Origin of the sequence: Martelella lutilitoris (assembly GCF_005924265.1) — a bacterium.
In the GTDB taxonomy this organism is placed as follows: Bacteria; Pseudomonadota; Alphaproteobacteria; order Rhizobiales; family Rhizobiaceae; genus Martelella; species Martelella lutilitoris.
Map to the genome: position 1 here is coordinate 283,290 of NZ_VCLB01000008.1, position 13,971 is coordinate 297,260.

General features: G+C 62.5%; 17 protein-coding genes. 8 read left to right on the forward strand and 9 right to left on the reverse strand.

Annotation, left to right across the window (positions count from 1 at the left end; translation table 11 throughout):
• The first annotated feature begins 102 nt into the window (after positions 1 to 102).
• The 6 genes from FF124_RS15945 to FF124_RS15970 all read left to right on the forward strand — a co-directional run bounded on the left by FF124_RS15945 (position 103) and on the right by FF124_RS15970 (position 6,395).
• Entirely contained in the window at positions 103 to 1,449 is a 1,347-nt protein-coding gene (locus tag FF124_RS15945; protein ID WP_138749473.1) for a substrate-binding protein, read from the forward strand.
• A 78-nt stretch (positions 1,450 to 1,527) separates the two neighbouring features.
• Positions 1,528 to 2,544 (forward strand): branched-chain amino acid ABC transporter permease, encoded by a 1,017-nt coding sequence (locus tag FF124_RS15950; RefSeq protein WP_138749474.1) that lies wholly within the window; start codon positions 1,528 to 1,530, stop codon positions 2,542 to 2,544.
• A gap of 5 nt (positions 2,545 to 2,549) precedes the next feature.
• Positions 2,550 to 3,695 carry a branched-chain amino acid ABC transporter permease gene (locus tag FF124_RS15955; RefSeq protein WP_138749475.1) on the forward strand — a complete coding sequence of 382 codons (1,146 nt, stop codon included), beginning with the start codon at positions 2,550 to 2,552 and terminating at the stop codon, positions 3,693 to 3,695.
• A gap of 4 nt (positions 3,696 to 3,699) precedes the next feature.
• A complete protein-coding gene (locus FF124_RS15960) occupies positions 3,700 to 4,467 on the forward strand; it encodes an ABC transporter ATP-binding protein (protein WP_138749476.1) in 768 nt (255 codons plus the stop codon).
• A gap of 8 nt (positions 4,468 to 4,475) precedes the next feature.
• Complete coding sequence (locus tag FF124_RS15965) at positions 4,476 to 5,234, forward strand: ABC transporter ATP-binding protein (protein WP_246072504.1); 759 nt, start codon at positions 4,476 to 4,478, stop codon at positions 5,232 to 5,234.
• Between the two features lie 228 nt (positions 5,235 to 5,462).
• A complete protein-coding gene (locus FF124_RS15970; protein ID WP_138749478.1) occupies positions 5,463 to 6,395 on the forward strand; it encodes a hypothetical protein in 933 nt (310 codons plus the stop codon).
• A 4-nt stretch (positions 6,396 to 6,399) separates the two neighbouring features.
• On the opposite strand, the gene FF124_RS15975 is transcribed toward FF124_RS15970, so the two are convergent.
• Positions 6,400 to 6,750, reverse strand: a complete 351-nt coding sequence (locus FF124_RS15975; RefSeq protein WP_138749479.1) for a DUF1491 family protein — start codon at positions 6,748 to 6,750, stop codon at positions 6,400 to 6,402.
• Between the two features lie 23 nt (positions 6,751 to 6,773).
• A complete protein-coding gene (locus FF124_RS15980) occupies positions 6,774 to 7,694 on the reverse strand; it encodes a peptidoglycan-binding domain-containing protein (RefSeq protein ID WP_138749480.1) in 921 nt (306 codons plus the stop codon).
• A 366-nt stretch (positions 7,695 to 8,060) separates the two neighbouring features.
• On the opposite strand from FF124_RS15980, the gene FF124_RS15985 reads away from it, so the two are divergent.
• Both FF124_RS15985 and FF124_RS15990 read left to right on the forward strand, forming a co-directional pair.
• Positions 8,061 to 8,600: a DUF5330 domain-containing protein gene (locus FF124_RS15985; RefSeq protein WP_138749481.1), complete on the forward strand. Its 540-nt coding sequence runs from the start codon at positions 8,061 to 8,063 to the stop codon at positions 8,598 to 8,600.
• Between the two features lie 76 nt (positions 8,601 to 8,676).
• Entirely contained in the window at positions 8,677 to 9,099 is a 423-nt protein-coding gene (locus FF124_RS15990) for a SufE family protein (protein ID WP_138749482.1), read from the forward strand.
• Between the two features lie 32 nt (positions 9,100 to 9,131).
• Here the strand turns inward: FF124_RS15990 and FF124_RS15995 are convergent, their stop codons facing one another.
• From FF124_RS15995 to FF124_RS16025, 7 genes are all read right to left on the reverse strand, one after another.
• Complete coding sequence (locus tag FF124_RS15995; protein ID WP_138749483.1) at positions 9,132 to 9,656, reverse strand: DUF6456 domain-containing protein; 525 nt, start codon at positions 9,654 to 9,656, stop codon at positions 9,132 to 9,134.
• Positions 9,649 to 10,068 (reverse strand): helix-turn-helix domain-containing protein, encoded by a 420-nt coding sequence (locus FF124_RS16000; RefSeq protein ID WP_246072487.1) that lies wholly within the window; start codon positions 10,066 to 10,068, stop codon positions 9,649 to 9,651. The genes FF124_RS15995 and FF124_RS16000 overlap by 8 nt, the downstream gene beginning before the upstream one ends.
• A gap of 331 nt (positions 10,069 to 10,399) precedes the next feature.
• Positions 10,400 to 10,822 carry a Ros/MucR family transcriptional regulator gene (locus tag FF124_RS16005; RefSeq protein WP_138749484.1) on the reverse strand — a complete coding sequence of 141 codons (423 nt, stop codon included), beginning with the start codon at positions 10,820 to 10,822 and terminating at the stop codon, positions 10,400 to 10,402.
• A 376-nt stretch (positions 10,823 to 11,198) separates the two neighbouring features.
• Positions 11,199 to 11,537: a monovalent cation/H(+) antiporter subunit G gene (gene mnhG, locus FF124_RS16010; protein ID WP_138749485.1), complete on the reverse strand. Its 339-nt coding sequence runs from the start codon at positions 11,535 to 11,537 to the stop codon at positions 11,199 to 11,201.
• Positions 11,538 to 11,542: 5 nt separating this feature from the next.
• A complete protein-coding gene (locus FF124_RS16015; protein WP_138749486.1) occupies positions 11,543 to 11,932 on the reverse strand; it encodes a cation:proton antiporter in 390 nt (129 codons plus the stop codon).
• Entirely contained in the window at positions 11,932 to 12,408 is a 477-nt protein-coding gene (locus FF124_RS16020) for a Na+/H+ antiporter subunit E (protein ID WP_246072489.1), read from the reverse strand. Before FF124_RS16020 ends, FF124_RS16015 begins: the two co-directional genes overlap by 1 nt.
• On the reverse strand, positions 12,409 to 13,965 hold the full coding sequence (locus FF124_RS16025) for a Na+/H+ antiporter subunit D (RefSeq protein ID WP_138749487.1): 1,557 nt from the start codon (positions 13,963 to 13,965) through the stop codon (positions 12,409 to 12,411). It lies immediately after the preceding gene.
• Between the last annotated feature and the right edge of the window lie 6 nt (positions 13,966 to 13,971).

Consider the following 13,971-nt stretch of genomic DNA (forward strand, 5'->3'; position numbering starts at 1 on the left):
GACAATTTGACTGCTTGTTACTGTCTCCCATGCGCTTTGGAGGAAAGCGCCGCTGCGCCCTGAGGAGCGCGCAGTCATCTCAGACGACTTGGGAGGAGTCCGATGTCAAAGTTTATCATGAACCGCCGCAGCCTGCTCAGGGCGGGTGCGGCCGCCGGCGTCACGCTGGCCGCCCCCATGCATTTCGTGCGCGGGGCCTATGCCGCCGACATGTCGTGCAACATGCCGACCGGCAGCACCGTCACGCTCGGCTTCAACGTGCCGCAGACCGGCCCCTACGCTGATGAGGGCGCGGATGAAATGAAGGCGCTGATGCTCGCAGCCAAGCACCTGAACGGCGAGGGCGACGGCGGCATGCTTGCAACCTTCTCGTCCAAGGCGCTCAAGGGCAACGGCATTCTCGGCAAGAAGGTCAACTACGTCACAGGCGACACCCAGACCAAGTCGGATGCCGCCCGCGACAGCGCCAAGCGCATGATCGAGAAGGAAGGCGCGGTGATGATCACCGGCGGCTCGTCCTCGGGCGTTGCCGTTGCCGTGCAGAGCCTCTGCCAGGACATGGGCGTCATCTTCATGGCCGGCCTCACCCACTCCAACGACACCACCGGCAAGGACAAGCGCCGCTACGGCTTCCGCCACTTCTTCAACGCCTATCAGTCCGGCGAGGCGCTGGCCCCCGTGCTCCAGCAGGAATATGGCTCGGATCGCCGCGCTTACCACCTGACGGCCGACTATACCTGGGGCTGGACTCAGGAAGAATCGATCAAGAACGCGACCGAGGGCCTCGGTTGGGAAACGGTCCAGACCGTCAAGACGCCGGTCGGCGCCGGCGACTTCTCGCAGTATATCGCCCCGGTTCTCAATTCCGGCGCCGATGTGCTGATCCTCAACCACTATGGCGGCGACATGGTCAATTCGCTGACCCAGGCCGTCCAGTTCGGCCTCAAGGACAAGCAGGTCAACGGCAAGAATTTCGAGATCGTCGTTCCGCTGTTCTCCCGCCTGATGGCCCGCGGCGCAGGCGATGCGGCCAAGAACATTCTCGGTTCGGCCAACTGGAACTGGTCGCTCAGCGATGATGCCAGCCAGGCCTTCGTCAAGTCCTTCGGCGCGGAATACGGCTTCCCGCCGTCCCAGGCCGCTCACACCTGCTACGTCCAGGCCCTGCTCTATGGCGACGCCGTGGAGCGCGCCGGCACCTTCTTCGCGCCGGAAGTCATCAAGGCACTGGAAGGCTTCGAGTTCGACGGCATGGGTAACGGCCCGACGCTTTACCGCGCCGCCGATCACCAGTGCATGAAGGACGTGCTCGTCGTGCGCGGCAATCCCGATCCGCAGAGCGAGTTCGACCTTCTCGAAGTCGTCAAGGTCGTGCCGCGCGCCGATGTCGAATACGACCCGGCGATCTTCGGCGGCGAACTTGGTCCGGATACGGCCAAGACCTGCTGAGAACGGACAATCGCTGAAATTCAGGCCGGGCGTTTTGAAAACGCCCGGCCCTTTCCGGCAACAGTGGAAACGCGGTCAATGGACGCCATCATCATTCAGTTTCTGAACGGCCTCGACAAGGGCGCAGCCTATTCGCTGATCGCCCTTGGCCTTACTCTGGTTTTCGGCACGCTCGGCGTGGTCAACTTCGCCCATGGCGCCCTCTTCATGCTCGGCGCCTTCTGTGCCGTCACCTTCAACGCGCTTCTGACGTGGCCGATCCAGCCGCCCAAGGCCGAAGGCGCGCTCTTCGCCCCGCGCCCCGTGCCCTACATGGAATACGCCTTCGGCGATTTCGGCGCGGCCGTGATCAACTGGTCCGTGCCGCTTTCCATCCTGCTCGCCATTCCCGTCATGCTCGTCATCGGCCTTGTGATGGAACGCGGGCTGATCCGCTTCTTCTACAAGCGCCCCCATGCCGACCAGATCCTGGTGACCTTTGGTCTCGCCATCGTGCTGCAGGAAATCATCAAGAAGATCTACGGCGCCAATCCCGTGCCCCAGTCCGCCCCGGACGTCTTCGCCGGAACGGCCAATATCGCCGCCTGGTTCGGCATGACCGACGCCTTCATCGTCTATCCCTGGTGGCGACTGATCTACTTCGTGTTCGCGCTCTTGATCATCGGCGCCGTCTTCGCCTTCCTGCAGTTCACGACCTACGGCATGGTCGTGCGCGCCGGCATGCGTGACCGCGAAACGGTCGGCCTTCTCGGCATCGACATCGAGAAACGCTTCACTGTCGTCTTCGGCATCGCCGCCGTGGTCGCCGGCCTTGCCGGCGTCATGTACACGCCGATCCTGCCGCCGAACTATCATCTCGGCATGGATTTCCTGGTGCTGAGCTTCGTCGTGGTCGTTGTCGGCGGCATGGGCTCGCTGCCGGGCGCGATCGTCGCCGGCTTCACCCTCGGCATCCTGCAGTCCTTTGCCTCGATGAACGAAGTGAAATCCATCATTCCCGGTATCGACCAGGTGATCATCTACCTCGTTGCCGTCATCATTCTCTTGACCATGCCGCGCGGGCTCATGGGCCGCCGTGGCGTGATGGAGGACTAATCCACATGTTTGCCAATCTCTCGCGCAACGACTGGCTGCTCTACATCGTCTTCTCGGCGATCGTGCTTCTGGCGCCCATCCTGTTCCTGCCGCTCGGCGCCGCCTACCCGGCGCTCCTGCAGAAATTCGCAATCTTCGGGATCTTCGCCATCGGCTTCAACATCCTGTTCGGGCTGACAGGCTACCTCTCCTTCGGCCATGCCGCCTTTCTCGGCGTCGGCTCCTATGCCGCCGTCTGGTCGTTCAAGCTGTTCACCATGAACGCCATTCCGGCCATCATCTTCGCCGTCATCTGCTCGGGCCTGTTCGCGGCCCTCATCGGCTATGTCAGCCTGCGACGCTCGGGCATCTATTTCTCGATCCTGACGCTCGCCTTCGCGCAGATGAGCTATAATCTCGCCTATTCGGTGCTCACCCCGATCACCAACGGCGAGACCGGCCTGCAGCTTTCACAAAGCGATCCGCGCATCATCGACCGCATGTTCCTCGCCCCGACCGAGGGCCTGCCATCGCCCGATTTCTTCGGGATAGAGCTTCAGGGCTATGCCGGTTTCTATTTCTGCGCCATCGCCCTTCTGGTTTGCTTTTTCCTGACGCTGAGGATCTTCCGCTCGCCCTTCGGCATGATGCTGAAGGCGGTCAAATCCAACCAGAACCGGATGATGTATACCGGCTTCAACACGCGTCCCTATCTGCGCTCGGCCTTCATCATTTCCGGCATGTTCGCAGGTCTTGCCGGCGCGCTGATGGCCGTCACCGACCCGCTGGCGGGCGCGGAGCGCATGCAGTGGACGGCGTCGGGCGAAGTCGTGCTGATGACCATTCTCGGCGGCGTGGGCACCCTGCTTGGCCCGGTCATCGGCGCGGTGGTGATCAAGTATTTCGAAAACATCTTCTCGTCCTTCAACGATGCCGCGCTGCACAACGCGCTCTCGGCCTTGCCGGATGCGATCGAAACGCCGCTCGTCGGTCTCCTGTCGCTGTTCGTCGGCGATGGCTGGCACCTGACCCTCGGCCTGATCTTCATGGCCATCGTCATCTTCCTGCCCGGCGGCATCATGGAAGGCGTCAAACGCCTGCGCGCCCGCTTCTCGGGCGGCGGCGGCGGCCGCAAGGCGCAATCCGCCGCCGACATCCAGCCAGCGGAGTAGACCCATGGCAGACAAGAACATCGTCCTGCACGTTGACGACGTCCACAAGAGCTTCGGCGGCCTGCGCGCCCTCTCCGACGTCAATCTCGAGGTCGAAAGCGGCAAGGTTCATGCCATCATCGGCCCCAACGGCGCGGGGAAATCCACCCTGCTCAATGTCTGTATCGGTCGCCTGAAGCCGAGCCACGGCAAGGTCGTCTTCGACGGCCAGACGCTCAACGAGCACGAACCGCACGAGATCAACCAGATGGGCGTCTCCCGCGTGTTCCAGACGCCGGAAATCTTCCCGGACCTGACGCTGATCGAAAATGTCATGATCCCGGCCTTTGCCCGCCGCGACGGCGCCTTCCGGCTGAACGCCGTGAAAGCCCTTTCCGGGGAAAAGGAAATTCGCGAGGAGGCCGAATTCACGCTGGAGGATATCGGCCTTTCCGCCCGCCGCCACCATGAGGCAGGATCGCTGTCGCGCGGTGACAAGCGCCGGCTGGAGCTTGCCATGTGCCTGATCCAGAAGCCGAAACTCCTGCTGCTCGACGAGCCGACGGCCGGCATGGCCCGCCACGACACCAACATGACCATCGAACTGCTGCAGCGGATCAAGGCCCGTGGCATGACCAAGGTCATCATCGAACATGACATGCATGTCGTCTTTTCGCTCGCCGACAAGATTTCCGTGCTTGCCCAGGGGCGGATCATCGCCGAAGGTTCTCCCGATCAGGTGCGCGGCAATCCGAAGGTCAGGGAAGCCTATCTCGGGGAGGCCCACGAATGAACATGGTCATGGAGAAACGCAATTTCGCCGGGGAGCAGATCGCAGTGTCGGAAACAGTCAATGATGCATTCCTGTCGGTTCGCGACATCCATGCCTGGTACGGCGAAAGCTATATCGTGCAGGGCGTGTCCTTCGACATCAGGAAAGGCGAAGTGCTTTCCCTTCTCGGGCGCAACGGCGCCGGCAAGACCACGACGCTTCGAACGCTCGCCCGTCTCGACAGCCCAGCCCTCAGCCAGGGAGAGATCTGGCTCGACGGCGAACCGCTGCACACGAAAAAGGCCTTCCAGGCGGCGCGTTCCGGCGTCCAGCTCGTGCCGGAGGATCGGCGCATCATCGGCGGCCTGACGGTGGAGGAAAACCTGGTCCTGGCGCAGGTAGCCGGCAACAAGGGCTGGTCTATCGAGGAAGTCTATGATCGCTTTCCGCGGCTCGCAGAACGCCGCAACCAGGAAGCCGTCACGCTTTCCGGCGGCGAGCAGCAGATGCTGGCCGTTGCCCGCGCTCTCGCCCGCGAGATCAAGGTCCTGTTCCTTGACGAGCCCTATGAAGGGCTTGCCCCGGTCATCGTGCAGGAGATCGAAAAGATCGTTGGCCAGATCCGCGATCTCGGCATCACAACCATCATCGTCGAGCAGAACGCCGTTGCGGCCTTGAGGCTCTCCGACCGCGCCGTCATCATGGATACCGGACAGGTGGTCTTTTCCGGCAGCGCCCAGGACGTGCTCGACAACGCCGAACTGCGCGAGGAATATCTGGCGATCTGATCGTCTATCGGACGACCGGCGGCGGGAATCGCATCTTCCGCCGGTCAATTCCTGTTTTCTTCTATGGTTAACATCTTTCTAACGATTTCCCCCTAACCTCTTGTCAGATTGAAGACATCCATGCGTCGGGCGAAAGGGCGACTGCCGCTTTTTCGACAACACGGCGTGGCAAAGAAGAACGGCATCATCCGGCAAAGGCTGCCGGAATGCTCGTCGGGGAGTACGGCCTTGGTCGATCGTTACCGGGAACTTGAAGGGCTGAAAAATACACGCAAGCTCGACGTCGTGCTGATGGCAACGGTCTCGAGCTTCGGCGCTTTGGAAAAACCGAGTGCCGCCGAACGCCGCCGTTTTGTCGAGCTGTTCCCCCCGGTCTATGAAGCGTCCACGGCCGAGGCGCGCCGTCAGGCCGTCGCCGCTCTTTCCAGCCATCCTTACGTGCCGCAGGAAATCTGCCACTATATCGGCACCCGTGAGATTTCCATCTCGGCGCCCTTCCTTGCCCGCTCGCCGGCGATCTCCGACGAGACACTGACGCGGCTGATCGAGACCATGGGCGAAGAGCATATCCGCGCAATCATCCACCGCGCCGACCTGTCGCAGAAGGTCATTCAGGCGCTGATCGGCTGCCACCGCCCGCAGGAGGACGAAACGCCGGAAGGCAATTTCGACGTCAGGGCCGGCTATCGCGACGAAAGCGAAGCGCTGCGCCAGACGCTGAAGGCCATGGCGGCAAAGGCCGGAAGCGAGGCTGACGACCGTCTCGGCCTGTCGACGCTTTCGGAACTGCAGACCGCCCTTCTGGTGCGCTTTGCCCGCCGCGGCGAGGGCCCGCTTTTCCTGGAAACCCTCGCCCGCGCGCTCGGCGGCGACCGGGTGCTTGCCGCCGACATCCTGGCTGAGGCCAGCGGTCGAAGGCTCGCCGTCGCGCTTGTCGCGCTCGGCATGGGAAGGGATGACACGCTCTACGTGCTGCCGCGCGTGGCGCCGGGTCTTTCAACGGCGGAAATCAGCGCCGATGAGGCGGCGGAGCGTCTGATCGGGACGCTGAAGCCGACGGCCTGCATCGAGGAACTGCTGGCATGGCAGAACCAGCGCGCCGACGAAGAGGCCACAGCCGCCAAGGACGCACCGCGCCGGCAGAGCCGCCGCTCGGCCTGATTTCTCAGGAACCGCCGCCTTCGTCTGCCACGGCAAACAGCCCCTCGACGCTTTCGGTCTCGAGAACCACGACCCAGAGATCGCTGTCAAAGCGGATTTCCTTCTCAAGCCGTGCCGCCACGTCTTTACTTGCGGCCATATCCAGACGCTTCTCGAACAACCGGTCTTCGTCGCTCTCGGCGGTGAAAAACTGCGGCGCCGGCATGTACAGGCATTCGCGCCCGTCGCGCAGCACCTGGCGGATCGCGATCGCCCCGGCGTCGGTCGCGCCCTTGCGCTCCACCACGGCAAAATCGCCGCCGGCAAAGACCCGGCGCACCAAAGCCGAGACGAAAATATCCGATTTGAGACGCATGGCGGGGCTTTCTCCTCAGGCGGTCAGAGCGCCCCGATCTCCACAAGCTTGTCGCGCACGGCCGGGCTCGGCTCGCCGGTTTCCGGCAGGCGATAGTGCTTCTGGAACTCCAGGATCGCCGCGCGGGTATTGGCGCCGGCCACGCCATCGACCGTCACATCGTCATAGGCAATGTTGACGAGCCCCCGCTGGATCTCGACGACAAGGGCATCGGACGCCGGTGCGGCATCGCCTGATGCGAGAATCTCGGCAACCGGGTCGGCAGAACCCGCGCCCGCCTTCGTTGCCGCGCGCGGCGTTGGCACCGGTGGCGGTCCGCCATTGCCGCCCTTCAGGGCAGCCAGAAGTCCCGCATCGGCAATGCCGGTCTGCGCCAGCCCCTGGTCAGCCTGAAAGGCTGTCACCGCGGCCTCCGTCAGCGGTCCGGTCACGCCGTCGGGCTTGCCCTTGTAGTAGCCGGCTGCGGCAAGCTGTTCCTGAACCTGGCGGATGATCTCGCGGTCATCGACCACCGCTGGCTGAGCCGGCGGCTCCGCTTCAGGCCGGGGCGCTGCCGCCGGCGGCTCTTTCTCGACCGATTGCAGGATCGCCATCAGATCGTCGCCGCCGCCGCTTTCAAGCGAAGCAATCTCGACCGGTTGGCTGTTTCCGTCGCCCTCGAGTTCGATCCGAAAGGTCTCGAAATCCTCCTCGCTCGCCATCCGGCGTCCGGGAACGGCATAGGGGTCTGCGGGCTGGCGCGTCTTCATCAGCGGTTCGGGATGCGGGCCCGGCTGGTACCACAGCGCATTGGCGGAAACGAAGCTGAGGACGATGCCGAAAACCAGCGGTCCGCCGACCCATGAAGGGTGGCGGGCAACAAATGCCCCAATGGCAGATACGCCGCGCCTCGGGAGGGACGGCGCCTTCTTCTTGCTGCGTCTGGTCTTCCTAGCCTTCGCCATTCATCATCACTCTGTCAGTCTTCTTCAACCAGGGGTCGTCGCCCTTCGGATTGGCGACAAACTACGCCCTGCGGCTTAACGAAGGGTAATGGATTACAACCACCCCGACCAGTCCGCAAAATCGCGCCGGAGCCGAAAAAACGACGGATATGGTTAACGGCAGGCCACGGGAAATCCATTTACGCCTGCGCTATGCCACTGTTTTCAAATTATTCTTCAGCCTGACGCAAAAAAGCGCTCCGCCCGGCACGGCGCGCCGCGACAAGCGGCGGCCCTTTTAGCGGCTCATTTACCGTCCTATGATAGTGATGAAGCGCGTGACCGCACGGACACGCAGAGCGAAACCCGAGACGGGCAAGGATATCGATGAGATTTCTGCTGAAATCGGCGTTCATGATCTTTGTGCTTTTGCTGATCGTGCCGTTCTTCGCCCCCCTGCTGCTGGGCGACAAGGCCGGGCGCAGCGAGGCCGTGTTGCCGAGCGGCCGCGATATCGGCGGCGCCGTTTCCGCTGCCCGCGGCACAATCGACTATATGAGCGGCATGTGCGACGAACGACCGGATGTCTGCGATGATGGCGCCGGCCTTCTGGGCTTTCTCGGTCAGCGCGCGCGTCAGGGCGCGGAGATTGTCTATCTCTATCTCGGCGAGCAATTTGCCGAGGACGAACCGGTGCCCGAACTGGCACCGAAGACAACGCGAGCGGACCAGCCCGCCGCCGAGGTGACGGTGGTCGAGCGCATGGCCGAGCCCGCCGCAACCCCGACCGACCTCATCCGCACCGGCGCGATCACGCCGGAACCGGAGAGCGCGCCCGCGCCGCAGATGCCGGCGCCCGCCAACCAGCCGGTGCGCATTTCCGGTCTGCCGGAGAACGTACCGCTGCCCACGCGCCGTCCGCGCTGACATTCGGTCCCCGCCCCCGTTTCATTCGCGCGGCGATCGGCGTATACGAGGCGCGAGAAAAGACGAGAGGCGCCTCATGAACGAGAAACTCGACCGGATCATCGATGATTTTTCCTTCCTGGACGACTGGGAAGATCGCTATCGCTATGTGATCGAACTCGGCAAGCAGCTCCCCGACTTGGCCGAGGATGAAAAGACCGAGGAGAACCGGGTCCACGGCTGCGCCAGCCAGGTCTGGCTCGTCAGCGAAAAGGATGAGGGAGAGGATCCGGTTATCCGCTTTCGCGGCGATTCGGACGCTTTCATCGTGCGCGGCCTCGTCTCCATCGTCCTCACCGTTTATTCCGGCGAGAAGGCCTCGGTGATCGCGCGCACTGACGCGATCGACATCTTCCGGCGGATCGGGCTGGTCGAAAACCTCTCCGCCCAGCGGGCCAACGGCCTCAACGCCATGGTGACGAAGATCCGCGAAACGGCGGCCAGGGCGCTTTCGTCCTGACGCCGTTTCAGGCCGACAGCTGAGCTTGAGCCTCACTCCTCGGCAAACATCGCCGAAATGTCGGGCCGAAAGCCCTCGCCGCCCCAGTGTCGCAGTGTCCGTCTTGGCGGCGGCGGCGCGTAGTGGCGGGCAAGCGTCAGAAGCGCTGTGCGGACCATCAGCTTTGCCGAACGCACCGGCCATTGCCGTTCCCGCTCCAGCTGCTCCAGGCCCTTTTCAAAACAGACGAAGTCGAGCAGGACATCGGCAAGTTCCGGCCCGACGGCCACCAGCGCCCGGCTCACGCGCCGGCGCGCATCGAGCGCGCTCACGGAAATCTCGCCCGCGTCGGCGCGCATCCCCCGCCCCCGGCTCTCAAGTCGCGGCTGAAGCGAAGCCGTGACCCTCGGCTGCATCTGCGCCCGCGTGAAATCAGATAGCAGCCGCTCGCCGGCCTCGTGCGCTTCCCCCGTCAGAAACCGGCCGCCGTCGCGACCCTTCAGGCGGGCCAGCATTTCAAGCGGCGTCTTTTCGCCCGTCCGCACGCCCGTCGCCACACTCTCTTTCCGCTCAGGCATTTTCGCGCACTCCCGCCGCCACGACGACGGAATAGGCGAGCCGCTCCACCGAGGCGACGAACTCGTCGAAAGCGCGATCGTCGCGCCGGTCCTCGATCACGCGACAGGAATAGGCGACCGTGGTCCGGTCGCGGCCGAAGGCCGCGCCGATCTCGCTCAACGACAACTGCAGCGTGACATGGCAGACATACATGGCGATCTGCCGGAAATGAGAGACCGACCGGCGACGCTCCTTGAGCGTGACGCGATCGCCCGCGACCCGCGCCATTTCCCTGGTGATCAGAAGAACGATGCGGCATGCGGTGCGAATGTCGGCCATCTGGCCGGCGCGCTCGAATGACAATGCCCCGGCAATCTGGTGGACGAAAGTCTGCTGGAAAGGTGCTGAGGATTCTACTTTGTACTCGTTCATGTCATCTCCCGGCTGAAATAGGTCTGTATTCTTGCACCTGACGGCAAGACGGGGACGGAAGGCGGCACTCCTCGCGGTCCTTCTTTTGTTTTTATTTATGTATTTTGGCCAAAAATAGGATTTTTTTCCTACTTCGGTCAACCGTGTCCTTTTACGAGCGGGAAAATGAATATACTCTTAATAATTGCACCCGCAGTCAGATCAATCGCCTTCTCCGGCATCCGCTGACAGCGCTTGCACCAAAAAAAATGCCAGCGCGCTTTCGCGGCTGGCATCAAGACAAATAAACCTGTTCGGTGAGGAGCGCTCGTCGGCGTCCGAACCTTGGCGACTAGCGCTTTCGGCGCTGGCCGAGCCCCATTTCCTTTGCAAGGCGCGACCGGGCCTCGGCGTAAGACGGAGCGACCATCGGATAGTCGACCGGCAGATCCCATTTCTCGCGATAGGCATCGGGCGTCAGGTCGTGATGCGTCATCAGGTGGCGCTTCAGCGACTTGAAGGTTCCGCCGCATTCGAGGCAGACAAGATGGTCGCCGCTGATCGACTTGCGTACGGAAACCGCCGGTTTCTGCTTTTCGGCAGCCGGGACGCTTTCCTGCGGACGCGCCGTGTTGCTCAGCGCCGCATGCACCTCGCGGATCAGACCGGGCAGATCCGTGGTCTGGACCACATGATTGCTGACATAGGCGGCAACGATGTCGGCCGTCAACTCAACGAGGTTCTGGGTCTCTTGTTCGACCACAGCTTCCGTCATTCTTCACTCCTATTGTTTTCTTCTCTGCTCTCGACTTCTCCGCCAACACGCCCGCCGGAGGCTGATCTTGCGACGAAGCCCGGACAAAGGTTCCGAACCATCGGCGCTTGCTCCAATGCATGAGGCAGGTTCTGCTTCGGTGAAGGGCCATTTACACGACCAGTACCATCACCGGCATCGATGAAGAGACAATTTTGTTTTCTATTCTAGCAAGAGCTTTTGTTCATGCTCACGCCAGCAAATACCACTCCATACAGAAAAGTAAAGTTGCAATGATAAAAAACAACGCGGATTATGAAAAGTTATAGGGGCGGCGACTGAGATATGCGGCCTTTTTCTTATACTTACAAAGCCATTCGGCAAGATTACCGCGCGACTAACCCTCTTCACTACTCTGGAGTTCGTCCTGAACGGTGTTTTCATGCAGCGGATATCCCACCTGGTGGGCGGCCCGGGCCAGAAGATGGGCTGAAATCGGCGCAGTCAGCACGAAAAAAGCGATGCCGGCAAAGGCGCGCACGAAGGTAGCGATCTCGCCGGAATGGATACCGATCGCGAGAAAGATCAGACCGGAGCCAACCGTGCCGGCCTTCGACGCCGCATGCATGCGCGTGTAGAGATCGGGAAGACGCAGGATACCGATGGCCGCCGTCAGCGTGAACAGCGCGCCGGCCAGCATCAGAAACGAAACGAACAGGGCGACAACATAATCCATGCGGCTTACTCCTTCTTCGCTTCATCGGCAGAGACGACCGGCACGTCCTCGCCACTGCTTCCCGAATCATAGGCCATGGGATGCGGCCTCACCTGGAATCCGGCTTCCGTCTCGTAGCGCATGGCGCTCGAGCGGATGAAGCGGGCGAAGGCGACCGTTGCCAGAAACCCGACGAGGCCGAGCGCGATGGCGATGTCGATATAGAGGGTGAAGCCGGAGCGAATGGCGATGACGACGATAAAGCCCATGGCAACCGCCACCAGCATGTCGAGCGAAAGCGCCCGGTCCGGAAGGGTCGGGCCCCGCACCACTCTGACGGCGGTCAGGATCAGGGCCAGCGACAGGATCGCGATCGAAATATCGGCGGCGGTCGAAACAATCATATCAGGCGTCATCAGGCAAAGGCCTCCCTGATTTTCTTCTCGAACCCGTTGGCAATGTCGCGGCGAATGCCGTCGGGATCGGAACAGTCGATGGCATGGATGTAAAGATACTTCTTGTCGTCGGAAACATCGACGGTCAGCGTCCCCGGCGTCAGCGTGATCATGTTGGCAAGCAGGACGATCTCGAAATCCTTTTCCAGCGAAAGTTCGAAGCGCAGGATGCCGGGCTTGACCTCCATGCGCGGCGAGCAGACCAGTTTCGCAACCGACCAGGCCGATTTCATCAGGTCATAGAGAAAGACCAGGAACAGCGCGGTCACACGTCGCGCCCGGGAAAAATAGCCGGTTCCACCAAGCTGGTGACGCACGAGAGCGACCGAGATCGCGCCGATGACGAAGCCGAAGACCAGATTGTGCAGCGAGGCGCTGCCGGTCACGGCAACCCACACAATCGCGAGAACGAGGTTCAAGAGCAGCATGGACGACATCTAGGACGCTCCTCCGGGAAAGACCGACATGAAATAGGCCTCGGGCGCAAGAAGCCCCTCGACGGCACGCGTGGCGATCGCAAGCAGCGGTTCGGGATAGACGCCGAAGATCACGACAAGGGCCATCAGCCCCACCACCGGCAGGCTTTCCGAAAGCGGAATGCCGACCTTTTTCGCCGGCGGGGCGGCAGCGGGCCGCCAATAGGCCAGGAGGAAGACCCGTCCAAGAGCAATCGTGGTGCAGAAGCCGGCGAACAGAATGGCGAGCGCCAGCCACCACTGCCCGTCGCCGAGCGTCGCCTTGACCAGAAGCGCTTTCGGCCAGAAGCCGGAGAATGGCGGCAGGCCGGCCGCAGCGAAAAAGGCGGCGAGGCTTAAGCCGGCAAAGGCCGGGTTGCTGCGGTAGAGACCGCCGATCGCAGCGAGCGAAAACCCGCCGGCAAGTTTTCCGGCAAGACCGGTGATGAAATAGAGCGCCGTCATCAGGATCATCGAGTGGAGCGCATAGACAAGCGCGCCCTCAAGGCCCGAAACCCCGCCGACGGCCACGCCGGCAAAGATATTGCCGATGCCGACGATCACCACATAGCCGACCGTGCGGCGGATATCATGCTGGGCGATCGCGCCGAGACCGGCAAGCACCATGGTGAGAAAGGCGCTGATCGAGACGAGCGCGCCAAGGCTTTCAAGGTCGGCCGGCAGGATCATCACCATCACGCGCAGAAGCGCGTAGACGCCAACCTTGGTCAAAAGGCCGCCGAATAGTCCCGAGACCACCGTGCGCGGCGTATGATAGGAGGCGGGCAGCCAGAAATTGACGGGAAAGGCCGCCGCCTTCATGCCGAAGGCCAGCACGAACAGCGCGCCGATGGTGGCCGTCGGCAGCATCGGCGCGGCGCGTGCGCGCATGGCGATATCGGCCATGTTGAGCGTGCCGAACACAGCATAGATATAGGCAACCGCGATCAGGAACAGCGTCGTGCCGATCAGGTTCAGGACAGCGTATTTCATCGCACCGTCCAGCTGTTCGTGCGACGACCCCAGGATCAGCAGGCCGAAGGAGGAGATCAGCAGGACCTCGAACCAGACATAGAGGTTGAAGATGTCGCCCGTCAGGAACGCGCCGGAGACGCCGGCCATCAGCAGCATCAAAAACGGATAGAACCCGTAGCGCCTGCCGCCCGACCGGATATCGCCGACGGCGAAGATCGCGCCAGCCAGCCCGGCAATGCCGGCGGCAAGGGCAAACAGCGCGCCGAGAAGGTCGGCGGAAAAGGCAATGCCGAAGGGCGGCAGCCAGCGGCCGGCGACCATGGTGATCGGACCGCCGGTCGAGACGGCATAGACCAACAGGCTGTCTACGACGACCAACAGGGCAAGGGCGGGAATGGCGATGATCGGATGCCAGACGGTGTGCTTGCGGATCAGCATCAGCAAGGCGCCGACCGTAATGCAGATGGCGACCGGCAGGATGACGAGCCAGTCCGTCAGCGTTGACGGTTCCATGGTCAGCGCCAGCGACAGGTCGACGGAATGGGCGGAGGACGAAGCGGCCATGAGGGT